General features: G+C 69.9%; 23 protein-coding genes and 1 tRNA gene. 17 read left to right on the plus strand and 7 right to left on the minus strand.

Annotated elements, in window-relative coordinates; all coding sequences use genetic code 11:
* Positions 1 to 119: 119 nt before the first annotated feature.
* The 7 genes from lexA to FNF32_RS14825 form a co-directional block, all read right to left on the minus strand.
* Positions 120 to 926, minus strand: coding sequence for a transcriptional repressor LexA (lexA, locus tag FNF32_RS14795; RefSeq protein WP_131675316.1), 807 nt, complete (start codon positions 924 to 926; stop codon positions 120 to 122).
* A gap of 105 nt (positions 927 to 1,031) precedes the next feature.
* Positions 1,032 to 2,228 carry a molybdopterin molybdotransferase MoeA gene (locus FNF32_RS14800; protein ID WP_131675317.1) on the minus strand — a complete coding sequence of 399 codons (1,197 nt, stop codon included), beginning with the start codon at positions 2,226 to 2,228 and terminating at the stop codon, positions 1,032 to 1,034.
* Positions 2,225 to 2,737 (minus strand): cyclic pyranopterin monophosphate synthase MoaC, encoded by a 513-nt coding sequence (gene moaC / locus FNF32_RS14805; protein ID WP_131675318.1) that lies wholly within the window; start codon positions 2,735 to 2,737, stop codon positions 2,225 to 2,227. The genes FNF32_RS14800 and moaC overlap by 4 nt, the downstream gene beginning before the upstream one ends.
* Positions 2,734 to 3,537: an indole-3-glycerol phosphate synthase TrpC gene (trpC, locus tag FNF32_RS14810; protein ID WP_131675322.1), complete on the minus strand. Its 804-nt coding sequence runs from the start codon at positions 3,535 to 3,537 to the stop codon at positions 2,734 to 2,736. The genes moaC and trpC overlap by 4 nt, the downstream gene beginning before the upstream one ends.
* Positions 3,534 to 4,247 (minus strand): uracil-DNA glycosylase, encoded by a 714-nt coding sequence (locus tag FNF32_RS14815; RefSeq protein WP_143796709.1) that lies wholly within the window; start codon positions 4,245 to 4,247, stop codon positions 3,534 to 3,536. The genes trpC and FNF32_RS14815 overlap by 4 nt, the downstream gene beginning before the upstream one ends.
* 8 nt (positions 4,248 to 4,255) lie before the next feature.
* On the minus strand, positions 4,256 to 5,287 hold the full coding sequence (gene trpD, locus FNF32_RS14820) for an anthranilate phosphoribosyltransferase (protein ID WP_131675320.1): 1,032 nt from the start codon (positions 5,285 to 5,287) through the stop codon (positions 4,256 to 4,258).
* On the minus strand, positions 5,284 to 5,925 hold the full coding sequence (locus FNF32_RS14825; protein WP_246087879.1) for an anthranilate synthase component II: 642 nt from the start codon (positions 5,923 to 5,925) through the stop codon (positions 5,284 to 5,286). The genes trpD and FNF32_RS14825 overlap by 4 nt, the downstream gene beginning before the upstream one ends.
* 139 nt (positions 5,926 to 6,064) lie before the next feature.
* On the opposite strand from FNF32_RS14825, the gene FNF32_RS14830 reads away from it, so the two are divergent.
* The 17 genes from FNF32_RS14830 to FNF32_RS14900 all read left to right on the plus strand — a co-directional run bounded on the left by FNF32_RS14830 (position 6,065) and on the right by FNF32_RS14900 (position 23,610).
* Entirely contained in the window at positions 6,065 to 7,033 is a 969-nt protein-coding gene (locus tag FNF32_RS14830; protein ID WP_131675184.1) for a hypothetical protein, read from the plus strand.
* Between the two features lies 1 nt (position 7,034).
* Positions 7,035 to 8,228 (plus strand): aminotransferase, encoded by a 1,194-nt coding sequence (locus tag FNF32_RS14835; RefSeq protein ID WP_131675194.1) that lies wholly within the window; start codon positions 7,035 to 7,037, stop codon positions 8,226 to 8,228.
* Positions 8,229 to 8,334: 106 nt separating this feature from the next.
* Positions 8,335 to 10,329 carry a peptidylprolyl isomerase gene (locus FNF32_RS14840; protein ID WP_246087862.1) on the plus strand — a complete coding sequence of 665 codons (1,995 nt, stop codon included), beginning with the start codon at positions 8,335 to 8,337 and terminating at the stop codon, positions 10,327 to 10,329.
* Positions 10,329 to 11,858 carry an anthranilate synthase component I gene (gene trpE / locus FNF32_RS14845; RefSeq protein ID WP_131675185.1) on the plus strand — a complete coding sequence of 510 codons (1,530 nt, stop codon included), beginning with the start codon at positions 10,329 to 10,331 and terminating at the stop codon, positions 11,856 to 11,858. Before FNF32_RS14840 ends, trpE begins: the two co-directional genes overlap by 1 nt.
* Positions 11,859 to 11,923: 65 nt before the next feature.
* Positions 11,924 to 12,097: a hypothetical protein gene (locus tag FNF32_RS15375; RefSeq protein WP_185961976.1), complete on the plus strand. Its 174-nt coding sequence runs from the start codon at positions 11,924 to 11,926 to the stop codon at positions 12,095 to 12,097.
* Between the two features lie 45 nt (positions 12,098 to 12,142).
* The gene (locus FNF32_RS14850; RefSeq protein ID WP_131675186.1) at positions 12,143 to 12,421 is read left to right on the plus strand and encodes a hypothetical protein; all 279 of its coding nucleotides are present in this window, start codon (positions 12,143 to 12,145) and stop codon (positions 12,419 to 12,421) included.
* 281 nt (positions 12,422 to 12,702) lie between these two features.
* Positions 12,703 to 14,817 carry an ATP-binding protein gene (locus tag FNF32_RS14855; protein ID WP_131675187.1) on the plus strand — a complete coding sequence of 705 codons (2,115 nt, stop codon included), beginning with the start codon at positions 12,703 to 12,705 and terminating at the stop codon, positions 14,815 to 14,817.
* Between the two features lie 133 nt (positions 14,818 to 14,950).
* Positions 14,951 to 16,024, plus strand: coding sequence for a recombinase RecA (gene recA, locus FNF32_RS14860; protein ID WP_131675188.1), 1,074 nt, complete (start codon positions 14,951 to 14,953; stop codon positions 16,022 to 16,024).
* Positions 16,025 to 16,108: 84 nt separating this feature from the next.
* A tRNA-Arg gene (locus tag FNF32_RS14865) sits at positions 16,109 to 16,185 on the plus strand.
* Positions 16,186 to 16,615: 430 nt separating this feature from the next.
* Entirely contained in the window at positions 16,616 to 17,740 is a 1,125-nt protein-coding gene (locus tag FNF32_RS14870) for an ROK family transcriptional regulator (RefSeq protein WP_131675189.1), read from the plus strand.
* 17 nt (positions 17,741 to 17,757) lie between these two features.
* The gene (locus FNF32_RS14875) at positions 17,758 to 18,543 is read left to right on the plus strand and encodes an ABC transporter permease (protein ID WP_131675196.1); all 786 of its coding nucleotides are present in this window, start codon (positions 17,758 to 17,760) and stop codon (positions 18,541 to 18,543) included.
* A complete protein-coding gene (locus FNF32_RS14880; RefSeq protein ID WP_246087863.1) occupies positions 18,540 to 19,343 on the plus strand; it encodes an ABC transporter ATP-binding protein in 804 nt (267 codons plus the stop codon). Before FNF32_RS14875 ends, FNF32_RS14880 begins: the two co-directional genes overlap by 4 nt.
* A gap of 43 nt (positions 19,344 to 19,386) precedes the next feature.
* Positions 19,387 to 20,340: an aliphatic sulfonate ABC transporter substrate-binding protein gene (locus FNF32_RS14885; RefSeq protein WP_246087864.1), complete on the plus strand. Its 954-nt coding sequence runs from the start codon at positions 19,387 to 19,389 to the stop codon at positions 20,338 to 20,340.
* 101 nt (positions 20,341 to 20,441) lie between these two features.
* On the plus strand, positions 20,442 to 20,609 hold the full coding sequence (locus FNF32_RS15380; protein ID WP_185961977.1) for a hypothetical protein: 168 nt from the start codon (positions 20,442 to 20,444) through the stop codon (positions 20,607 to 20,609).
* A gap of 26 nt (positions 20,610 to 20,635) precedes the next feature.
* Positions 20,636 to 22,198 (plus strand): sulfatase family protein, encoded by a 1,563-nt coding sequence (locus FNF32_RS14890; RefSeq protein WP_143796710.1) that lies wholly within the window; start codon positions 20,636 to 20,638, stop codon positions 22,196 to 22,198.
* A gap of 7 nt (positions 22,199 to 22,205) precedes the next feature.
* Positions 22,206 to 23,147 (plus strand): formylglycine-generating enzyme family protein, encoded by a 942-nt coding sequence (locus FNF32_RS14895; RefSeq protein WP_131675192.1) that lies wholly within the window; start codon positions 22,206 to 22,208, stop codon positions 23,145 to 23,147.
* Positions 23,148 to 23,265: 118 nt separating this feature from the next.
* Entirely contained in the window at positions 23,266 to 23,610 is a 345-nt protein-coding gene (locus FNF32_RS14900) for an FAD-dependent oxidoreductase (protein ID WP_131675193.1), read from the plus strand.
* The last annotated feature ends 37 nt before the right edge of the window (positions 23,611 to 23,647 follow it).

Here is a 23,647-nt window from a genome sequence, read left to right on the forward strand (position 1 = left end):
AACCCGCGACAGGCGCACGGGGACCGCATACCCCGTGTCGCGAAAATCTGCCCTAGGATCGTGCCTGCCTCCGCTCCCCAGTTGCCGGCAGCGCCAAGCACCACGCCGTGCGCTTCCATTCAGTAGCTGCGGATCAGCCCCACCAGCCGGCCCTGCAGGCGGACCTTGTCTTCCGGCAGGACGCGGGTTTCGTACGCGGGGTTCGCGGCTTCCAGCGCGATCATGCCGGCGCGGCGGCGATAGCGTTTCAGCGTCGCCTCGGACCCTTCGACCAGCGCCACCACGATGTCGCCGTTGTCGGCGTGGTCTTGTTCGCGGATCACCACAACGTCGCCGTCGTTGATGCCGGCGTCGATCATCGAATCCCCCCGCACCTCCAGCGCATAGTGATGTTCGCGCCCCGACAGCATCGAGCTGGGAACGGCGATGTGGTGCGACACCTCGGAAATCGCCTCGATCGGCACACCCGCCGCGATCCGGCCCATGACCGGCAGTTCTGTCGCGGGGCTGTCGACGATGGTGCGGGCACCGCGAGGCATCGCCGGGCGGAAGCTCGCGCCCCGTTCCTGTCCCCGCGCCGGGCGGTCGCCGTCGATCACCTGCGGGGTGAACCCCGCGCTCCCGTCGGCGCCCCCGACAGGCGCATCGGCCCGCTGTGCCTGCGTGCCGTCCGCATCGGGCCAGCCGCCGGCGCGCGCACCGCCGCGAAGGTTTTCGGGCAGCCGCACGATTTCCAGCGCCCGCGCGCGATGCGGCAGGCGGCGGATGAAGCCGCGTTCCTCGAGCGCCGTCACCAGGCGGTGGATGCCCGACTTGGACCGCAGGTCCAGCGCCAGTTTCATTTCGTCGAAGGACGGGGGAACGCCGTCGCGCGCCATCCGCGCCTGGATGAATTCGAGCAGCTGGATCTGTTTGCGCGTCAGCATGGTCGGCCGCCTGTCCTTGGGGTCGTAAAGAAGCGATGTTCAAGGATTGTTCTAGTCGCAATCCCCTGTTCGGTCAACGGCTAAGCTGATTCGCTGAAGATTTGGTTAAGGGCAGTCAAGCGGAATGAACGCGACCCGCTCACCTTTACGCCGCGCCGGATCGCCGGGCGGCCGCACCAGCAGCGCCTGCGCGTTCGCCATCAGCGTCAGACGGGCCGAGTCCTGGTCGGCGAAGGGCGTCACGACCGTACCCTCCGGCCCGTGTTCGACGATGGCGCGCAGGTAATGTGCGCGCTCCCCCTCGGTCGGCAGGTCGCGGCCAAGCGTGCCGTGGCGCAGCGCGTGCCCGGCCCATGCCCCCTGCATCCGGCGGATCAGCGGCTGCAGGAACAGGATCGCGCAGACGGTCGCCGAAACCGGGTTGCCCGGCAGCCCCAGCAGGACCGATCCGCCCAGGCGGCCCGCCATCAGCGGTTTTCCCGGCCGCATCCGCACCTTGTAGAAGGACTGGTCGACCCCCATCCCGGCCGCCACCCGCCCGATCAGGTCATGGTCGCCAACCGACGCGCCGCCGATCGTCACGATCACGTCGGCATCGGCCGCGTCCGACAGGATCGCGCGCAGGCTGTCCTCGGTATCGCGGGCAAGGGGCATGATCCGCGCTTCGCCCCCCGCCTGCGTGGCGAGCGCGGCCACGGTCAGGTCGTTGGAGCTGATGATCTGCCCCTCGCCGGGCGGGGTGCCGGGGCGCACCAGCTCGTCGCCGCCCGCCACGATCGCGACGGTGGGGGCGCGGGCCACGGTCAGCCGGGGCACGTTCATCGCGGCCAGCAGGCCAAGATCGGCGGGCCCGATCCGGCGCCCGGCTTGCACGACGTCGCCTTGCAAAAAGTCGCTGCCGCGCGGGCGGATGTGCGGGCCCGTCGCGCCCGGCTGGACCGTGATCGCGTCGCCGTCGCGGGTCACATGTTCCTGCATCACAACCCGGTCGTATCCGGGCGGCACCGGCGCGCCGGTGAAGATGCGGACGGCGGTGCCGGGGGCGGCCTGCCCCGGCCAGCCACGGCCCGCCGCGGCTTCGCCGACGATTTGCAGCGGCCCGGACGGGTTCCCGTCGCGCAGGTCGGCCCCCCGCAGCGCGTAGCCGTCCATTGCCGCCGCGTCGAAAGGCGGCTGCGTCATCCGCGACACGGCCGGTTCCAGCAGCACCCGGCCAAGCGCGTCCGACAGGTCGATATCCTCGGCCACGGGCGCAGGGGCGAGCGCCAGCACCCGTGCCAACGCCTCGTCAACGTCGATCACTGGCGCGGCTCCGGGGCCGTTTCGCCGGGCGCAACGTCGGTCGCCGCCGAAAAATCGCCGGACTTGCCGCCGGTCTTCGACAGCAGCCGCACGCCCTCGATCCGCATGTCCTTCTGCGCCGCCTTCAGCATGTCATAGACGGTCAGTGCGGCGACGGTCGCGGCGGTCAGCGCCTCCATCTCCACCCCGGTCTTGCCGGTGGTGCGGGCGGTCGCGGTGATGCGGATGCCCGGCAGGCGCGGGTCGGCGGCAAGGTCGAGCGCGACCCGGTCGAGGGGCAGGGGATGGCACAGCGGGATCAGGTCGGCGGTGCGCTTGGCGCCCATGATCCCGGCCAGCCGCGCCACGCCCATGACGTCGCCCTTGGCCGCGCCGCCCTGCGCGAGCGCCAGCGTATCGGCGGACATCAGCACCAGCGCCTCGGCCACCGCCTCGCGCGCGGTCGGGGCTTTGCCGGACACGTCCACCATGTGCGCCTGCCCGGCTGCGTCGAAGTGGGTCAGCGTCATGGCCGGTCTGCCGGAGCGGCGCCGAGGATCTCGCGGGTCGCGCTCGCGACGTCGTCCTGCCGCATCAGGCTTTCGCCGATGAGGAAGCGGCGCACGCCCGCGTCCACCATCCGCCCCACGTCGGCCGCTGTGAAAAGGCCGCTTTCGCACACCGCGTCGCGCCCGTCAGGCACACGTGGCGCCAGCTCCAGCGTCGTCTCAAGGTCCACGTCGAACGTCTTGAGATTGCGATTGTTTATTCCAATCAACGAGGATTTCAGCCGCAGCGCGCGGTCGAGTTCGCCCGCGTCATGCACCTCGATCAGCGCGTCCATCCCCCAGTGCAGGGCGGCATCCTCAAGCTCGGCGGCAAGGGTGTCATCGACCGACGCCATGATGATGAGGATGCAGTCGGCGCCCCAGGCCCGCGCCTCGGCGACCTGGTAGGGGTCGTGCAGGAAATCCTTTCGCAGCACCGGCAGGTCGCAGGCGGCGCGGGCGGCGATCAGGAACCCGGGATCGCCCTGAAAGCTCGGGCCGTCGGTCAGGATGGACAGGCAGGCCGCGCCGCCGTCCTGATAGGCGCGGGCCAGCGCAGGCGGATCGAAGTCGGGGCGGATCAGGCCCTTGGACGGGCTCGCCTTCTTGATCTCGGCGATCAGCGCCGGGCCGGTCGCGGCGGCGCGGGTCAGCGCGGCGGCAAAGCCGCGCACCGGCGGCGCGGCGCGGGCCGCATCCTCGACGACGGCAAGCGGCCGGGCGGCCTTCGCCTCGGCGATTTCCTGAAGCTTGTAGGCCTTGATGCGGTCGAGGATGTTCATGCGCCGGTGATAGCCGCGCGCGGGTCCGTTTCGCAACCGCCCCCTGCTCCGGTTGTGGCCCCCGTCCAGTCGATCGGCGTCCGCCCTTGCGACCGCAGCCAGTCGTTGGCGCGGCTGAACGGGCGCGAGCCGAAGAAGCCGCGCCGGGCCGACAGGGGCGAGGGGTGGGCCGACGCGATCACCAGATCCTGCGGCCGTGGCAGCCCCTCGGCCGCCGCCTGCGCGTGCCCGCCCCACAGCATGAAGGCGAGCGGGCCGTGGCGCTGCGCCTCGGTAATTGCCTGCCGCGCTAGCGCGTCCCAGCCCCAGCGCGCGTGCTTGCCCGCGCCGCCCGGCGGCACCGACAGCGATGTGTTGAGCATCAGCACCCCCTGCCGCGCCCAGTGCGACAGGTCGCCCGCCAGGGGCGCGGCACCCGTATCGGCCCTGAGTTCGGCCATGATGTTGGCAAGCGATCGCGGCAGGGGCACGCCCGCGTTGACCGAAAAGGCAAGGCCGTTCGCGTGGCCCGGCGTGGGGTAGGGATCCTGGCCCAGGATCACGACGCGCACCCGGTCCGGCGGCACGGCGTCGAGCGCGGCGAAGACATGGGCCGGGCCGGGCAGCCAGTCGGACGCGGACAGGCGGTCGCGGATCGCGGGCCATCCTTGCGCGAAAAACGGAAGCTGCTCCCAGGCAGGCGGCACGACGGCGGCTCCGGCAGGCGGCATCTGTCCGCTCACGCCTCGGGCGCGCCGACGGCCGCGACCAGCCGCGCAAGGCGGTCCCGCGCCGCGCCGCTGTCGATCGAGGCGCGGGCCATCCCGGCCCCTTCCCGCAGGTCCGTGGCGCGTCCGGCGACCAGCAGCGCGGCGGCCGCGTTCAGCAGCACCGCGTCGCGGTAGGCGCCCGGTTCACCGTCCAGAAGCCGCCTCAGCGCGGCGGCGTTCTGCGCGGGCTCGCCGCCCACGATGTCGTCGAAGGGATGCACCGGCAGCCCCGCATCCTCGGGCGAAATCTCGAACTCGCTCACCGCGCCGTCCTTCAGCTGCGCGACCCGGCTTGGGGCGGCGATCGACAGCTCGTCGGTGCCGTCGCCGCCATGGACGATCCAGACCGAGGACGACCCCAGCTCGCGCAGCACCTCGGCCATGGGGCGCAGCCAGTCGGGCGAGAAGGTGCCGGTCAGCTGCCGGGTGACGCCGGCCGGGTTGGTCAGCGGCCCGAGCAGGTTGAAGATCGTGCGGGTGCCAAGCTCGGACCGCGCGGGGCCGACGTTGCGCATCGACGGGTGGTGCATGGGCGCCATCATGAAGCAGATGCCGCAGTCGTCGAGCGCGCGCTGCGACGTTTCGGGCGTGCCCATGACGTTCAGGCCCAGATGCGTCAGCGCGTCGGCGCTGCCCGATTTCGAGGACAGGTTGCGGTTGCCGTGCTTGGCGACCGGCACGCCCGCGCCCGCCACGACAAACGCGGTCGCGGTCGAGATGTTCAGCGTGCCCTTGCCGTCGCCCCCGGTACCCACGATGTCGATCGCGCCCTCGGGTGCGGTCACGGGGTTCATGCGCGCGCGCATGGCGCGGCTCGCGGCGGCGATTTCCTCGACCGTCTCGCCGCGGACCCGCATGGCCATCAGAAGCCCGCCGATCTGCGCGGGCGTGGCGCGCCCGTCGAACAGCGCGGCAAAGGCCGCGCCCGCCTCGTCCGCGGTCAGCGGGCGCGACGCGGCCAGGCCGATGAGCGGGCGGATGTCGATCGCCGCGTCGGTCATGCGGCGGCCACGCCGGCGGCCACGGGGGCGGCCACGGGGGCGGCCGCGCGGGGGGCTGCGCGGGGGGCTGCGCCGTCCACGCAGCGGCGCAGGAAGTTCTCGATCATCGCATGCCCGTGGTCCGAGCGGATGCTTTCGGGATGGAACTGCACCCCCTCGATCGGAAGGGTGCGGTGCGCCAGCCCCATGATCGTGCCGTCGCCCGCCGTGGCCGTGATCCGCAGCGCGTCCGGCAGGCTGTCGGGGCAGACGGTCAGCGAATGGTAGCGCGTAGCCCGCAGGGGCGAGGGCAGCCCCGCGAACAGCCCGGTCCCGTCGTGGGTGACGTCATCGACCTTGCCGTGCAGCACCCGCGCCGCGCGGACGATCCGGCCCCCGAACGCCTCGCCGATGGCTTGGTGGCCCAGGCAGACGCCCAGCACCGGCACGCCCGCGTCGGCGGCGCGGCGGACCAGCGGCACGATGATCCCGGCCTGACCGGGCGCGCAGGGGCCGGGCGAGACGACGATGCCCGCCGCGCCACGCGCCAGCGCCTCGTCCACCGTGAGCTGGTCGTTGCGGACGACCTCGACCTGCGCGCCCGCCTCGCCCAGGTAGTGGACGAGGTTCCAGGTGAAGCTGTCGTAGTTGTCCACCATCAGGATCCGGGGCGAGCCGGCGACAGCGGGAGAGGACGGCGGCAGTTGGATCGGGCTGGGGTCCGGCATGGGGGTGGCTCCGCTTGAACGGTCGGGTATAGATGGGCCAAAGCCCCGCCCGGAGCAAGGTGGGAGCAAGGTGAGAGCAAGGCGGGAGCAGGGCTGGCACGCGGCCGGTGCGGTGCGGCGGGTCGGCCCGGCAGGGGCGGAAGCGGGGGACATGGCGGGCGGGTTCTTCAAGGGTCTGGTGCACGGAACGCTGATGTGCGGCGCGGCGCTGGCGGCGCTGTCGCTGGCCGTGCCGGCCGAGCGGACGGCCGGGCGGTCCTCTGCCGGGACGAACGTGGTGCGGGTCCCCGTGCAGGATGCGACCGCAACCGACGCGACTGGTTCGACCGCCCCCGAAGTCTTTGCGTCCCAGAACGTGACGCCTGCGGACGACCAACCTGCACTGGCAGACGCGCCGGATGCCCCAGCCGCCGCGGTCCTGCCGCTTCCGGTCGGGTCCGAGTTCGCGCGCGGCACCGACATCCAGCCGTCCGTCCCGCAGCCGCTGCAAGCCCCCGCGCCTGCGATGCAGGCCGGGCCGCCCGTCGCGGTGCTGCCCACGGCGGAACCGGCGCCGGCACTCGCCGCCGCCCTCTCCTCGGCCGCCGCCGACCAGCCTGCCGCGCCGCCGCGCGAAGCCGCGGCCCCTGCATCGCCGCAGGCCCCGGCCCCCGTAGCGGACGAGCCCGACCTGCCGCATGCGCCCACGCCCGAGGCGGCGATCCCCGTTCCGCCGCCGGGCAAGGTGCTGACCCCCGCGCTGGACCGCCGCCCCGAACTTGCCGGTCCGCCTGATTTCACGGCGGGAGGGGCAGGGCAGTCCGAACCGTCGGCGGCCATCCCAAACGCGCCGACCGATGCGCCCGACCCTGTGGCCGCCGCTCCGGCCGCGACAGCCTTGAACGCGGTCGGCGCAGAGGCGGACGCCGCCGCCCCGGACCGCGCTGCGCCTGCCACCGAAAACTCCGCCCCCGTCACCGCCCCCGCGCTGCCATCGCCCGGCCTCGACCTGTCCACGCCCCCCGACCTCACCGACCTGCGCGCGATGGAGCGTGACTGACATGATGCCGCTGAACCCCGCCCTAGCCGCCACCTTCCGCCCCCCGGTGATGGAGGCTCGGCGCTGGCTGGAAAACGTCACCTTCCCGCCCGACCGCCCCCTTATCAACGTGAGCCAGGCCGCCCCCGTCGATCCGCCGCCCGTAGGGTTGCGCGCGGCGATCGCCGAGGCCGCGCTGACCCGGCCGGACGCGCATCTTTACGGGGCCGTGCTGGGGAACGCCGATCTGCGGGCCGAGGTCGCGGCGCAGTGGACGCAAGCCTATGGCGGCGCGGTGGCGCCCGGAAACGTCGCAATCACGCAGGGCTGCAACCAGGCCTTCTGCGCGGCGATGGCGACGCTGGCGGGTCCGGGGGACGAGGTGATCGTGCCCGTCCCGTGGTACTTCAACCACAAGATGTGGCTCGACATGCAGGGGGTGGCCGCGGTGCCGCTGGACTGCGGGCAGGGGATGGTCCCCGACCCCGACCGGGCCGCCGCCCTCATCACCCCGCGCACCCGTGCGATCGTGCTGGTGACGCCCAACAACCCCTCGGGCGCGGAATACCCGCCCGAGGTCGTCCGCGCCTTCTTCGATCTGTGCCGGGCGCGGGGGATCGCGCTGGTGGTGGACGAAACCTACCGCGACTTCGATTCGCGCGAGGGCGCGCCCCACGACCTGTTCGCCGATCCGGACTGGGGCGACACGCTGATCCAGCTGTATTCGTTTTCCAAGGCCTACCGCCTGACCGGGCACCGGGTCGGCGCGCTGATCGCCGGACCCGCGCGGCTGATCGAGGTCGAGAAGTTCCTTGACACCGTCGCGATCTCGACCGGGCAGCTTGGCCAGATCGGGGCGGTCTGGGGCATGCGGCATCTGGGCGCGTGGCTCGCGGGCGAGCGGGTCGAGATCCTGCGCCGCCGCGCCGCGATGGTGGCGGGGATGGCCACGCTCGACGGCTGGCGGCTGAAGGGCTGCGGGGCCTATTTCGCGTGGGCGGAACACCCGTTCCCGATCGCCTCGAACGACCTCGCCCGCAGGCTGGTGGCCGAGGCGGGGGTGCTGCTTCTGCCCGGCACCATGTTCATGCCCGAGGGCGATCCGATAGAGGGGCGCCATGTGCGGATCGCGTTCGCCAACGCCGACGCGGACGGGATCGCCCGGCTGATCGAACGGCTGGCTGCCTTCGGCGACGCGGCTCGGGGACGCGCCTGACCACCGGTCACGCAGCGCTGAAGGGCGCAAGGCTTGCCCGGCCGGGCCGCTGGCCATAAAGACCTTCCAAATCCTGAACGAACGGCAAGGCGGGGACGGCAACCAGATGACCAGCATGCGCACCAAGGGCAAGTCCACGATCGTCTGGCTGCTGATGGGGATGCTGCTTCTGGGCCTCGGCGGTTTCGGCGTCAGCAACTTCGCGGGCGAAGGCGCGGGCGAGCTTGGGCAGGTCGGTTCGACCCCGGTCGACGCCGACGACTACCTGCGCGCGATCGACGCCGAAAAGCGCAACTTCGCGGCCCAGACCGGGCAGACCCTCAGCGCCGAGCAGGCGCGCCAGATCGGCCTGACGCAGGTCGTGCAGTCGCGGCTTTTCACCGCCGCCGCGCTTGAGGACGAGGCGAGGCGGATCGGCGTTTCGGTCGGCGACCAGGTGCTGGCGTCCGAGTTGCGCGATCAACCGGCGTTCAAGGGCCCGACCGGCAAGTTCGACCCGGCCCGTTACGCCGAGGTGCTGCGCAGCCAAGGGCTGACGGCGTCCGATTTCGAGCATGACGTGCGGATGGACCAGGCGCGGCTGATCCTGCAATCGGCCGTCACCGACGGCGTGGCCGCGCCCGAGGTGATGAGCCAGCGCACCGCGGGCTGGATCCTGGAAAGCCGCGACATCGCCTGGCAGGAACTGACCGACGCGGACCTGCCCGCCCCCATCGCCGCCCCCGACGAGGCGACGCTGCGCGCCTGGCACGAGGCGAACGGCGCGCGCTTCACCGCGCCCGAGAAACGCCAGATCACCTATGCGTGGCTTACGCCGGAAATGCTGGTCGACAGTGTGCAGCTGGACGACCAGGCCCTGCGCGACATCTATCAGCAGAACATCACCCAGTATCAGCAGCCCGAACGGCGGATGGTCGAACGCCTGCTCTACCCCAGCGAGACCGAGGCGCAGGCCGCCAAGGCGCAGCTTGACGCAGGTCAGGCGACGTTCGAGCAGCTGGCGAACGCGCGCGGGCTGCAGCTGACCGACATCGACCTGGGCGAGGTGGCGAAACCCGATCTGGGTGCCGCGGGCGATCCGGTCTTTGCGCTGGCGCAGCCGGGCGTCGTGGGACCCATCGCCACCGATCTCGGCCCGGCGCTGTTTTCGATGAACGCGATCCTCGACCCGGTGAACGTCCCGTTCGAGCAGGCGCTGCCCGACCTGCGCGCCGAGGCCGCGATCGACGCCGCCCGCCGCCAGATCGACGAGCGCACCGCCGAATACGAGGACCTGCTTGCGGGCGGGGCCGAGCTGGAGCAGCTGGCCGACGAAACGCCGATGGAAGTCGGCAAGATCGACTGGTCGCAGGGCGTCGAGCAGGCGCATGGCGGCATCGACGCATATCCCGAGTTCCGCGAGCGCGCGGCGGCCGTTACCGCCGAGGATTTCCCCGAGCTGATCACGCTCGAGGATGGCGGCGTCTTCGCGCTGCGTCTCGACAACATCGTCCCCCCGGCGCTGATCCCCTTCGATCAGGCGCGTGACCGCGTGCTGGCCGACTGGACCGCGGCCGAGCGCCTGCGCCGCCTGGAATCCGTCGCCGAGGAACGCAGGCTGGCCACCATGGCGCCCGCCACCGCGCCCGCACCGGGGCCGCTGCCCGCGCAGGCGCCCGGCGCGCCGGCGGCTACGGCGCCTGGCACGACGCCGGCTCCGGCTCCGGGGCAACCCGCGCCTGCCGCGCCTGTCACCACGGCGGCACCCGCCGCGACCGCGCCCGCCGCGCCGCAACTCACGCCCGCAACCGGCCTGACGCGCGACACCATGCTGGACGGCGCGGAGCCAGACGTGGTCGCCGCCGCATTTGCGCTGACCGAACCGGGCGAGGCCGAGGTCGTGGTCGCGAACGGGCGGGTCTTTCTCGTGCGGCTGGACGCGGTCCACCCCGCCGATCTCAACGCCGAGGATGCCAGGGGCACCAGCGCGGCGGTGTCGCGCCGCCTGACGGAATCGCTGCAGGCCGACCTGTTCGACTTCTACGCCCGCGCGCTGCAGGCCGAGCGCGGCGTGCAGGTGAACTCTGCCGCCGTCGCCGCCGCGAACGCCCGCATCCAGTAATGGACCTGTCGCCCGATTTCGCCGCGTTCGAGGCGGGCTGGGCGCGCGGCCGCAATCAGCTCGTCACCGTCAGCCTGCCCGCCGATCTCGACACGCCGGTCAGCCTGATGCTGAAACTCGCCGCCGCGCAGCCCAACAGCTTCGTGCTGGAAAGCGTGACCGGGGGCGAGCAGCGCGGGCGCTATTCGATGGTCGGCATGAAGCCCGACCTTGTCTGGGAATGCCGTGACGGCCGCGCCCGCATCAACCGCCGGGCGCTGTGGTCGGAAGAGTTTCAGGCCGACGACCGGCCCGCGCTCGACAGCCTGCGGGCGCTGATCGGCGAAAGCCGGATCGACATGCCCGAGGGCATTCCGGCCGGCGCTGCGGGGCTTTACGGCTATCTCGGCTACGACATGATCCGGCTGGTCGAACATCTGCCCGACGTGAACCCCGACCCGATCGGCGCGCCCGACGCGATGCTGATCCGCCCTTCGGTCGTGGCGGTGCTGGACGGCGTCAAGGGCGAGGTGACGCTGTGCGCGCCGGCCTGGGCCGACGACGGCCTGCCCGCGCGCGCGGCCTATGCCCAGGCGGCCGAGCGGGTGATGGAGGCGCTGCGCAGCCTTGACCACCTGCCGGTCGAGCACCGCCCCCTGGGCGACAGCCGCCGGGTGGGCGAGCCGCAATCGAACTTTGCCCGCGCCGACTACCTGGGGGCCGTCGAACGCGCCAGGGACTACATCCGCGCGGGCGACATTTTCCAGGTGGTGCCGTCGCAACGCTGGTCGCTGGACTTTCCGCTGCCGCCCTTTGCGCTTTACCGATCGCTGCGCCGCACCAACCCGTCGCCGTTCATGTTCTTCCTGAACATGAAGCCTGACGCGGGCTATGGCGACGGCGGCCCGTTCCAGATCGTCGGCGCCAGTCCCGAGATCCTCGTGCGCCTGCGCGGCGGCGAGGTCACGATCCGCCCCATCGCCGGCACCCGCCCCCGCGGCGCGACCGAGGCCGAGGACCGCGCCCACGAAGCCGATCTCCTTGCCGACGAAAAGGAGCTGGCCGAGCACCTGATGCTGCTCGATCTCGGCCGCAACGATGTCGGCCGGGTGGCGAAGATCGGCACCGTGCATCCGACCGAACAGTTCATCATCGAACGCTACAGCCACGTCATGCACATCGTGTCGAACGTGGTGGGCGAGCTGCGCGAGGGCGAGGATGCGCTGTCGGCGCTGCTCGCCGGGATGCCCGCGGGCACGGTCAGCGGCGCGCCCAAGGTCCGCGCGATGCAGATCATCGACGAGCTGGAGCCGGAAAAGCGCGGCGTCTATGGCGGCGCGGTCGGCTATTTCGCCGCCAACGGCGAGATGGACATGTGCATCGCGCTGAGGACCGGGGTGGTCAAGGACGGCACGCTTTATATCCAGGCGGGCGGCGGGGTGGTCTATGACAGCGACCCCGCGGCCGAGTTCCAGGAAACGGTGAACAAGTCGCGCGCCCTGATCCGCGCGGCCGAGGGCGCGGCGCGCTTCGTTCCCGGGAACCGCTGAGCCCGGCCGTTCGGAACCCCCGCACCGCCCCGGCCGTTGGACCTGTCCAATGACAGGAGAGTGCGATGAAAACCGAACAGCTTCGCGATCCCAACAAGAAGCCGTCCGAGGGCGGCATCCTGCAGGACACCGGTGAAGGCGACGCCGTGCGCGACGGCATCCCCGCCAACGGCACCCGACCGACCGAGCCTCAGGGCCCCGAGGACATGACCGGCGGCGCGACCCCTCCGGTCGGCTGACCTAAAGCCGCCGCTGATCGCAGCGGTACAGGAAAGGACGACGACATGGGCAATCTTCCCTTCGAACGCACGCGCTACAACCCCGTGCAGGACGTCACCGGCGAAGAGGCCGAGCGTAACAAGCAGCAGATGAACACCGCCGACGCCGCGCGCGAGCGGACGCAGGCGGTTCCCGCGCAGGGTTCCGCCGGCGACGATGACGACGCGAAGCCCGGCCCTCAGGACGGCAGCGCCAAGGCGGATGCGACGCCATCGGGCACCGGGCAGTCCGGGAACGCCGGTTCCGGCACCGGCGGGTCGGGCGCGGGCCAGTCCCAAGGCTGATACGCCTGTACGTTCGCAACAGGGGCAAGGTGGCGGCACGTCCGCCGCCTTGTCGTTTGTTCCCACGCGATTGAAGCTGGCGCGAGCCCCAGGCTCATGTATGGCGCTGGTTTTCAACCCGCAATCGCTGCCTCGTCCCGCCGACCCCTGTTCGCCGAGCCGCGCGGCAGAACGGATCGCCCGGCTTTCCCAATATCTCGCACCATCGGGCGATGTTAACCCACTGTTAAGCTCGGACGGGTTATCAGCGCTGAAGTGGCTTGCCGACGGATGCCGACAGGATGATGAACAAGACGCCCTCGCAGACGCAGTTTCCGCTGGTGCTGGTGCCGCTTCTGATGCTGCCGGTGCTGGTGGGTGCGGTGTGGCTGGTGATCCAGCCGGGGCGGCCCGCGCCGGGACTGCTGGTGATCGTGGGGGCGGTTGCGACGGCGTGCTATCTTCTTGGCGGGATCGCCGCGGGGTCGCGGCTGATGCAGGAACTGCGGCTCGGGCGCGATCTTCGCGCGGCAAGGCGCGCGCTGGCGGCGTCGGAACGTCCCGGCTGGGCCGTCGATCCGTCCGGCAGGATCCTGGCCCAGAACCCGGCAGGCGCGGTGCATCACGACCTTGTCGGCCACCAGGCATCCGAACTGCTGGGGCGGTTCCGCGCCAACCCGGACGCGCAGCTTCGGCTGGCGCTGTCGCGCCGGGGCGGAACCCTGCCGCTGACCATTCCGCTGCAACCGGTGGGCCGGGTCGAGGTGACCCGCCGTCCCGGATCGCAGGTCCAGCTTTGGACGCTGGACACCGGCGCGGACGCGAGCCGCGACACCGCATCGGCCACGACCGCGGCCGAGGGCTGCGCCGCCCGCAATGAGCGGGTCCTGGCGACCGACCTGCCCGTGGCGCTGCTGTGGCTCGACGCCGACGGCGCGATCGTGGATGCGAACGAACGCGCCCGCGCGCTACTGGGCGACGCTTCGGCCGGTCGTCCGCTGGGAGAGATCATCGAAGGGCCGGGACGCCCGATCCGCGACTGGATTTCGGATGTGGCGCAGGGTCGCGCGGCGCCCCGGGGCGAGGTCCTGCGGTTCATCGGCGACGAATCCGAAAAGTTCCTTCAGGTCGCGCTGTCACCCTCCCGGCTGGGCGAGGCGGGGGCGGGCGTCGTGGCCGTCCTGACCGATGCTAGCGCCATGAAAACGCTTGAAGAAAAATTCGTCCAAAGCCAGAAGATGCAGGCGATCGGCCAGCTGGCGGGCGGCATCGCCCACGACTTCAACAACCTGCTGACCGCGATCACCGGGCATTGCGACCTGCTGATGCTGCGGCGCGACAAGGCCGATCCGGAATACGCCGACCTCTACCAGATCGAGCAGAACGCGAACCGTGCCGCCGCGCTGGTCAAGCAGCTGCTCGCCTTTTCGCGCAAGCAGACCCTGAACCCCGAGGTGGTGGACCTGCGCGACACGCTGTCGGACCTCACGCATCTTCTGAACCGCCTGGTGGGCGAACGGGTCCGCCTGACCTTTACCCACGATCCCGGCCTGATGGCGATCCGGGCCGACCGGCGGCAGCTGGAACAGGTGCTGATGAACCTGGTCGTGAACGCGCGCGACGCCATGCCAGACGGCGGCGAGATCGCGATCCGCACCGACAACGTGCGCCTGGTCGAAGGTCAGGCGCGCGACCGCGTAACCCTGCCGCGCGGCAGTTACGTCCGCGTGACGGTGGCCGACCGTGGCTGCGGCATCCCAGCCGACAAAATGGGCAAGATCTTCGAGCCGTTCTTCACCACCAAGCGGCAGGGCGAGGGGACCGGCCTTGGCCTGTCGACCGCCTACGGCATCGTCAAGCAGACCGGCGGCTTCATCTTCTGCGACAGCACCGTGGGGCAGGGGACCACGTTCGAACTGTTCTTCCCCGTCCATCGGCAAACCTCCGAACCGCCCGCCCCGGCCGCCGCCCCGGTGCCCGTCCCGGCCGCCATCGGCACCCCCACCGGCACGATCCTGCTGGTCGAGGACGAGGCCCCGGTCCGCGCCTTCGCCGTCCGCGCGCTTCGCCTTCGTGGCCTCGAGGTGCTGGAAGCCGACAACGCGGAATCCGCGCTGGCCATCCTCGCCGACGACCGGGTGCGCGCGGACGTATTCGTGACCGACATCGTCATGCCCGGCATGGACGGACCCGCCTGGGTGCGCGCGGCGCTGCGCGACCGGCCGGGCACCCGCGTCGTGTTCATGTCGGGCTACACCGAGCATTCGCTGGCGGACGGCGCGCTCGCGATCCCGAACTCGGTCTTCCTTCCCAAGCCGTTCTCGCTGTCGGACCTGATCGCCTGTGTCGAAAACCAGCTGGCCGGGCGTGCGCCCGTGTCGCCGGCGATCACGGCCGCCGATCTGGTGCCGGCATGACACGACCCGAAGCATCGTGGTGTTTGCGATTGATCGCGCAACAAGATGTTGGCATAACAGGAACAACACAAGAACACCGGCGGCGGCGGTGCATTGCCGCAAACCGGCCGGTGTGAAACAAGAGGGCAAGCAGATGGCAGGGGCAGATATCTTGCAGATGAACGACAAGCGGTCCGCCGACAAGCAGAAGGCGCTGGACAGCGCGCTCGCGCAGATCGAGCGGCAGTTCGGCAAGGGCTCGATCATGAAGCTCGGCGCCGACAACCCCGTGGCCGAGATCGAGGCGACCTCGACCGGCTCGCTGGGGCTCGACATCGCGCTGGGGATCGGCGGCCTGCCCAAGGGCCGGATCATCGAGATTTTCGGCCCGGAAAGCTCGGGCAAGACCACGCTGACGCTGCATGTGGTGGCCGAGGAACAGAAGAAGGGCGGCGTCTGCGCCTTTGTCGACGCCGAGCACGCGCTTGACCCGCAATACGCCCGCAAGCTGGGCGTGAACCTGGACGAGCTGCTGATCTCGCAGCCCGACACCGGTGAGCAGGCGCTCGAGATCGTGGACACGCTGGTCCGGTCGGGCGCGGTCAGCCTGGTGGTCGTCGACTCGGTTGCGGCGCTGACGCCCAAGTCCGAGATCGAGGGCGACATGGGCGACATGCAGATGGGCAGCCAGGCCCGGCTGATGAGCCAGGCGATGCGCAAGCTGACGGCCAGCATCGGCCGCAGCAACTGCATGGTCATCTTCATCAACCAGATCCGGATGAAGATCGGCGTGATGTTCGGCAACCCCGAGACGACGACCGGCGGCAACGCGCTGAAGTTCTATGCCTCGGTCCGCCTCGACATCCGCCGCACCGGCTCGATCAAGGATCGCGACGAGGTCGTGGGCAACACCACCAAGGTCAAGGTCGTCAAGAACAAGGTGGCTCCGCCCTTCAAGCAGGTCGAGTTCGACATCATGTACGGCGAGGGCATCTCCAAGGTGGGCGAGCTGATCGACCTTGGCGTGAAGGTCGGCGTGGTCGAGAAGTCGGGCGCCTGGTACTCGCACGGCGACGAGCGGATCGGGCAGGGGCGCGAGAACGCCAAGCAGTTCCTGCGCGACAACCCCGCCGTCGCCGCCACGATCGAGGACCGCATCCGCGCGAGCCACGGCCTGGACTTCGGCGCGTCGGAAGACGGCGACGCCGGCGACCTGACGGAAGACTGACCGGTCATACGGGCCGTCGATGCCGTGCCGCCCGGGAATTACCCGTTGCAGCACGGCACCGATCCGGCTATCTGACCCGACGACGCACCCGTAGCTCAGCTGGATAGAGCGCTGCCCTCCGAAGGCAGAGGCCAGGGGTTCGAATCCCTTCGGGTGCGCCACATTTCCGAGGTTACGGCACGGACAGGCCGTCATTGGCTCTCCTCTGCCGCGGTGACCTTCCTCCGCTGGCGTTCGGATAGGTGTCCTTCGACATCCGCGATCGCCTTCGTCGACACGCCCGAGTTTCGGTCACGTCCACGTTCGTGCATGGCCGCCAGCGCCCCTTGATCGCCGTACGATGCATGGTGCGCGGTGTTGTCTCAGTAGAGAGACCGGTGCGCTTCCTCAGCGTAGGCTTGCGGCCTCCATCCTCAAGGCAGCACTCGCGACGGCTCTGCCGGTCCACGCAGTCAGTCGGACAAAGACGCACTGATCGCAAGGCGATGGTAAGTCGCGCAGTCTTCACCTGTATCAAGTCATCCCCATGTCACACTTGACGCGCCCCCATATATTTTCTAAACCTTAGAAAATAATGGGGAGGCTGAGGTGATGGGCATCCATCACGGCCACATACTGCGCGTGCTGCGCGACGAGGGGCCGCAATCGCGTGCGGCCCTGTCGCGGCGGGCGAAGCTGTCGGCGACCACGCTGACCCATGTCACGGCGCAGCTGCTGCGCGAGGGCTATATCCGAGAAAACGAAACGAACGGCGCCGCGCGCGTCGGTCGTCCGGCGCAGGCGGTGCGGCTGGTCGCCGATGCGGCGCGGGTCGCGGGCGTCCATATCGGCGCGGGCCACGTGCAGGTCGCGATCACCGATCTGAAGGCCGAGCCCAAGGCGATGGCATCGTTCGAGTTCGACATCGATTCCGCCGACCCGGACCGCGTGGTCGAACGCGTCGCGGCTTCGGTCGCGGGCTTGGCGGCCGAGATCCAGGTCGATGCCGCGTCGCTGCTGGGGGTCGGGGTGGGCGTCCCCGGTCCCGTCGATACCGACCGCCGGCGGGCGCTTGCGTCCATCAACGTCGGCTGGCGCGACCTTCCGATGGCCGACAAGCTGGAACACGCGATCGGCCTGCCGGTGGTGGTCGAGCACAACGTCTCGGCGATGGCGCTGGCCGAAAGCCGCTACGGCATCGGCCGCGGCGTGCCGGCGCTGCTGTATGTCTATGTCAAGACGGGGCTGGGGGCCGGGCTGGTCGTCGATGGCGCGGTTTTCCGGCCGGGCGGGTACGGCGCGGTCGAGCTGGGTCATATCCAGATGACCGCGGACGGCGCGCTTTGTTCGTGCGGAAACACCGGCTGCCTTGAAACCTTTGTCTGCGAGCGGACGCTGATGAACGCGGCCGGGCTGCAGGGCGCCGCCCCGGCCGATCTCATCGCCCGGGTGGAACGGAACCGCCCTGCCTGGGATGCCGTCACGCGGCACCTGACCACGGCCCTGGCCAGTGCCGTCAACCTGCTGACGCCGGACCTGATCGTCTTTGGCGGCCATCTGGGTCAGGCGCCCGACAGCCTTTTCGAGAAACTGCGCGCCGATCTGCCGCCGCGCGTCATGCCGCACATGCGCGACGTCCTTCGGATCGAACGGGCAACTTTCGGCCCGGCGGGCGGCGCGCTCGGCGGCGCGGCGCTGGCGCTGGACCATTTCTTCTATTCGGGAGCACTCCATTGAATGGCGCTGCAACGACGGTGACGGACGAGACCGAAACCAGATCGCGCTCGGTGGCCGACTTGCCGCCGCTGCTCATCAACGTGGTCGCGTTCGCCATCGGCATCGCGATCTGGTGGGCGATCACCGCCGCCAAGCTGGTGGTGCTGCCGGGCCCCTACGAGGTGCTGGTCCGGGCGGGCGAGCTGATCCGCAACGGGCAGCTCTTCACCGACATCTTCGCCAGCCTGCGCCGCGTGCTGACCGGGTTCGCGCTTGGGGTCGCGCTGGCCATCCCGGTGGGGTTCCTGATGGGGTGGTACAAGGTCGCGCGCGCCCTGATCGAGCCCTACGTCCAGTTCTTCCGCATGATCCCGCCCCTGGCCGTGATCCCGCTGGCGATCGTGACGATGGGCATCGACGAGGCACCGAAGATCTTCGTGATCTTCCTCGCGTCCTTCCTGTCCTGCGTGGTCGCGACCTATCAGGGCGTCATCAGCGTGGACCGCACGCTCATCAACGCGGCCCGCGTCCTTGGCGCGCGCGACGGGACCATCTTTGCGCGGGTGGTGATCCCGGCGTCGGTTCCGTTCATCCTCGTGGGCGTCCGCATCGGTCTTGGCTCGGCCTGGGCCACGGTTGTCGCGGCCGAGTTGATCGCGGCGCAGTCGGGTCTCGGCTTCCGGATGCAGCAGGCGCAGCTTTACTACGACCTGCCGACGATCTTCGTCAGCCTCATCACCATCGGCATTCTCGGCCTGCTGATGGACCGTCTGCTGCAGGCGACCGAACGCCGTCTCACCCAGTGGCAGGAGCGCGCGCAATGACGCAGGGCACGCAAGGCATGCAGCCGAAGATTTCGTTCCAGGACGTGACCCGCCGGTTCGGCGACGGCGAGAGCGGCTTTCTGGCGCTGGACCGCCTGAACCTCGACATCGCCGACGGCGAGTTCGTGACCGTCGTCGGCCCGTCGGGGTGCGGCAAGTCGACGGCGATGAACATCGCCGCGGGCCTGCTCGACGTCACCGACGGCCGCGTGCTGGTCGATGGCAAGGGGGTCGCAGGACCCGGTCCCGAGCGGGGCGTGATCTTCCAGCAATACGCGCTCTTTCCGTGGCTCACGGTGCGCCAGAACGTCGAGTTCGGGCTGCGCATCAAGGGCATGCCCGCGGCCGAGCGGCGCCGGGTGTCGGACCACTTTATCGACCTGGTGGGGCTCAAGGACTTCGCCGACGCGCTGCCCAAGACGCTGTCGGGGGGCATGAAGCAGCGCTGCGCGATCGCGCGCGCCTATGCGGTCAACCCGACGATGCTGCTGATGGACGAGCCGTTCGGCGCGCTGGACGCGCTGACCCGCGTCAACATGCAGGACCAGCTGCTGGATACGTGGAGCCGCGAGCGGCGCACCGTCATCTTCATCACCCACGACGTGGACGAGGCGGTGTACCTGGCCAACCGGGTGATCGTCATGGCGTCAAAGCCGGGCCGGCTGCACAAGATCATTCCCGTGGACCTGCCTTATCCACGTACCGAGGCCATGCGGCTGTCGCCCGAGTTCGCGGCGATCCGCAACGAGGTGTGGCACTCCGTCTATCACCAGAAACCGCAGATCGAAGCAAAGCACTGAGGGGAGGAAACAGATGAGCGTTACCAGAAGGACATTCCTTGCGATGTCGGCAGCCGCCGGCGTCCTGGCAGGGCCGGCGCTTGGCGTCGCGCGCGCCGCAACCGCGCAGACGAAGCCGGTTCGCGTGGGCTACATCGCCGATTATTTCGGCACCAGCCTGACCGCGATCGCCAGCGACCAGGAGATGTGGGCCAAACACGGGCTCGAACCCGAGCTGAAGGTCTTTACCAACGGCCCGATCCAGATCCAGGCGCTGGGCGCCGGGTCGCTGGACTTCGGCTATGTCGGCCCCGGCGCGCTGTGGCTGCCGGCGTCGGGCAAGGCCAAGCTGATCGCGATGAACGCGCTGGGCCTGTCGGACCGGGTGATCGCGCAGGCCGGCAACAACACCATGGCCGACCTGAAGGGCAAGAAGATCGGCGTGCCCGAAGGCACGTCGGGCGACATGCTGCTGCGGCTGGCGCTGGCGCGCGAGGGCATGCAGATCGGCGACGTGGAAGTGGTCAAGATGGACCCGTCCACGGTCGTGTCCGCCTTTGCGTCCAAGCAGATCGACGGCGCGGGGATCTGGTATCCGCTGGTGGGCATCATCAAGCGGAACGTTCCCGACATGGTCGAGGTGGCGAAAAGCGCCGACTTCTACCCCGCGAACTCGTTCCCGTCGGCATTCGTGGCGCGCAACGAGGTGGTGGCCGAGGATCCCGACCTCGTCCAACGCATGATCGCCGTCCTGAAAGAGGCCAACGACTTCCGCGCCGCCGACGTGCCGCGTTCGGTCGAGATCACGGCCAAGTTCCTCGGCGTCCCGTCCGAGCCGCTGGTCACCGAAAGCGAGAACGGCCAGTACCTGACCTCTGCCGAGCTGGCGGCGGCGACCAGGGACGGCACGGTTGCCAAGTGGCTGACGGGTCTCAACGAGCAGTTCGTGGGTTTCGGCAAGCTGCAGGACCCGCTTGATCCCAAGGACTACTACCTGGGCGACCTTTACGCCGGTTGATCCCGGACCCGAGATGGCGCCGGCCGGCTGGCTGGCCGGCGCCGCCCGGGCGACTGAAAACGACGGCTGAACAAGACAGCTGAACAAGACGGCTGAACCCAATGACGCGCATCAGGATCGGAGCGAAGGCAGTGTTCTACGGCAGGTTGGCACGATGGCTTGGCGGTCTGCGCAAGAACCCTTACCAGCCCGAACGGCACTACATGCGCGGTCCGGGGCCGGCGACCCTGAAGAAGCAGACCCTGCGCGCACCGGCGCGGCAGGGCTGATCCATTCCTTATCCGTGCGAATTGCCATGACCAGACGACCGAACATCCTTTTCATCATGTCCGACGACCACGCCGCGCGCGCGATCTCGTGCTACGGCTCGGGCCTGAACCGGACCCCGAACCTCGACCGCATCGCCCAGGACGGGATGCGGCTGGACCGGTGCTACGTCACCAATTCGATCTGCACGCCAAGCCGGGCCGCGATCATCACGGGCACCTATAACCACGTGAACCAGGTGACGACGCTCGACACCCACATCGACAACCGGCTGCCGAACGTCGCCCGGCATCTTGGCGCCGCCGGCTACCAGACCGCGATCTTCGGCAAGTGGCACCTGGGCGAGGGCAAGGCGCACGAGCCCGCCGGTTTCGACGAATGGGCGGTCCTGCCGGGGCAGGGCGACTACTTCGACCCGGCGTTCATCGACCGCGATGGCGAGCATGTCGTACCCGGCTACGCGACCGACATCATCACCGACAAGTGCCTCGACTTCATGGCGCGGCGCGACGCCGACCGGCCGTTCTTCCTGATGTGCCACCACAAGGCGCCGCACCGCAGCTTCGAGCCGGACCCGCGCCACGGCCATCTATACGCCGACGGCAAGCTGCCGGTGCCCGAGACGTTCGACGACGATTACGCGAACCGGGCCGCCGCCGCGGGCGCGGCGAAGATGCGGATCCGCCGCGACATGAGCTACAAGGACCTGGGGCTCGCCCAGCCTGATGGCGGCGACGAGGTGGGCGAGTTGCTGATCGAAGGCGGTTTCGACCGCAAGGTCCCCGAGATCGCGCCGGGCGAAAGCCTGCGCCTGGTCGATGCGGCCAGTGGCGAGGCGTTCGACTTCACCGATCCGCACGCGCTCTCGGTGTTCAAGTACCAGCGCTACATGATGCGCTATCTGCAGACGGTGCAAAGCGTGGACGACAACGTCGGGCGGCTGCTCGACTATATGGACGCCGAGGGGATCGCTCAGAACACCATCGTGATCTACACCTCGGACCAGGGCTTTTTCCTTGGCGAGCACGGCTGGTTCGACAAGCGGTTCATGTACGAGGAATCGCTGCAGATGCCGTTCCTGATCCGCTACCCGGCGGGCATCGCCAAGGGGACCAGATCGGACCTGATCGCCACCAACGTCGATTTCGCCCCGACCTTTCTCGACTATGCCGGCCTGACGGTGCCCAGCTACATGCAGGGGAAAACCATGCGGCCGCTGCTTGAGGGCACGGCGGGCGGCGACTGGCCGGACGTCGCCTATCACCGCTACTGGATGCACAAGGACGAATACCACAACGCGTTCGCGCATTACGGCGTCAGGGATGCGCGCTACAAGCTGATCTACTGGTACAACGATCCGCTGGGCCAGCCCGGTGCCAACCCCGGCGACGAGCCCCCGGAATGGGAGCTGTTCGATTGCGACGCCGATCCGTTCGAGCTGCACAACCGCGCCGACGACCCGGCCTTCTCGGCGATCTTCGCGGAAATGCTGGCCAAGCTGGACGCCAAGATGGCCGAGATCGGCGACCTGCCGGAGCATGTAAGCGCCGAGGTGCTGGAGCGATTGACGTCGCGGGCCGCGGTCGCCTGAGCGCGCGATGACCTGCTGCACGCCGTCGCGCGTCGCGAACTCGACCGGCGGCCCGGCGGTCGTCCAGCCGCCTCATCCCTCGTCGCCGACCCCGGTGGGATCCGAGAACCGGGCGCGGTTCGGGGCGGCGAAAACCTTTGTGGGCACCGCGGGTCCGGTCATCCCGGAAGATGGCGAGGCGATCCGCCGCGTGACCCTGCGGGCGTTCGAGCTGGAACTGACGACCGTCACCAACGCCCGGTTCTCGGCCTTCGTGGCGGCGACAGGCTACGTCACCGAAGCGGAACGGTTCGGCTGGTCCCCGGTTTTCCGGGGCCTGCTGCCGCCCGGCGCCGACTTCGTCCCGACAGCAGGCCCGACGCCGTGGTGGGTGCGCGTGGACGGCGCGTGCTGGCACTCGCCCGAAGGGCCGCTTTCCGACATCGCCGGGCGGATGGACCATCCGGTCGTGCAGGTCTCGTGGAACGACGCGAACGCGTTCGCGGGCTGGGCGGGTGGCCGTCTTCCGTCCGAGGCGGAGTGGGAACACGCCGCGCGCGGCGGCCTGCGCGACCCGCGCTTTCCGTGGGGCGACGACGAGCCCGACGACCGCACGAACCTGCGCTGCAACATCTGGCAGGGCGAGTTTCCGGCCCTGAACACCGCGGCCGACGGCTACTTGGGCACCAGTCCGGCCGATGCGTTCGCGCCGAACGGCGCGGGCCTGTTCTCGATGGCCGGAAACGTTTGGGAATGGACCGCCGACGCCTTTCGCATCCGCTCGCTCAGCCGACAGGCGAAGCTGCGCAACCAACAGGGTGCAAAGGCAGGCGACAAGGTCGTCAAGGGCGGCTCGTTCCTGTGCCACCGCAGCTACTGCTACCGCTACCGCATCGCCGCGCGATCCTCGATGAGTGCCGAGTCGTCCACCAGCAACGCCGGCTTCCGCCTCGCCTTCGACGCGGCATAGGTCGCGGTCGCTGAAACCCCGCCGTCGTCGTGACGTTTCGTCATCGCGCGGGCGGCAGACGACGGCTGCACGACCGGCGAAACTGTGCTGAACTGGTCTGACCCTGAGGAGGGGGACCATGAGCTCGACCAAGCGCATCCCGGCCGACGTGGTGATCGCGGGCGGCGGCATCGCGGGGATCGTCACCGCATTGCAGCTGCTACGGGGCGGCCTGCGGGTCGCGCTGATCGACCGCGACACGCCCGAGCGGCTGGGCGGCCTTGCGCCCTGGGCGTTCGGTGGCATGGCGCTGGTGGACACCCCGCTTCAGCGCCGCAAGAAGATCGCGGACTCGCCCGCGCGCGCCTTGGCCGACTGGCTGCGGTTCGGCGAACTCGACCCCGCCGACCACTGGTCGGTGGACTGGGCGCAAGCTTACGTCGAACGTAAGCGCGAGGTCGTTGCCCTATGCGGCGATGCTTGACGGCTGGTTGAAGCGCCAGGGCATGAGGTCCTCGATG

Source organism: Paracoccus marinus (assembly GCF_007018965.1).
GTDB lineage: Bacteria > Pseudomonadota > Alphaproteobacteria > Rhodobacterales > Rhodobacteraceae > Paracoccus > Paracoccus marinus.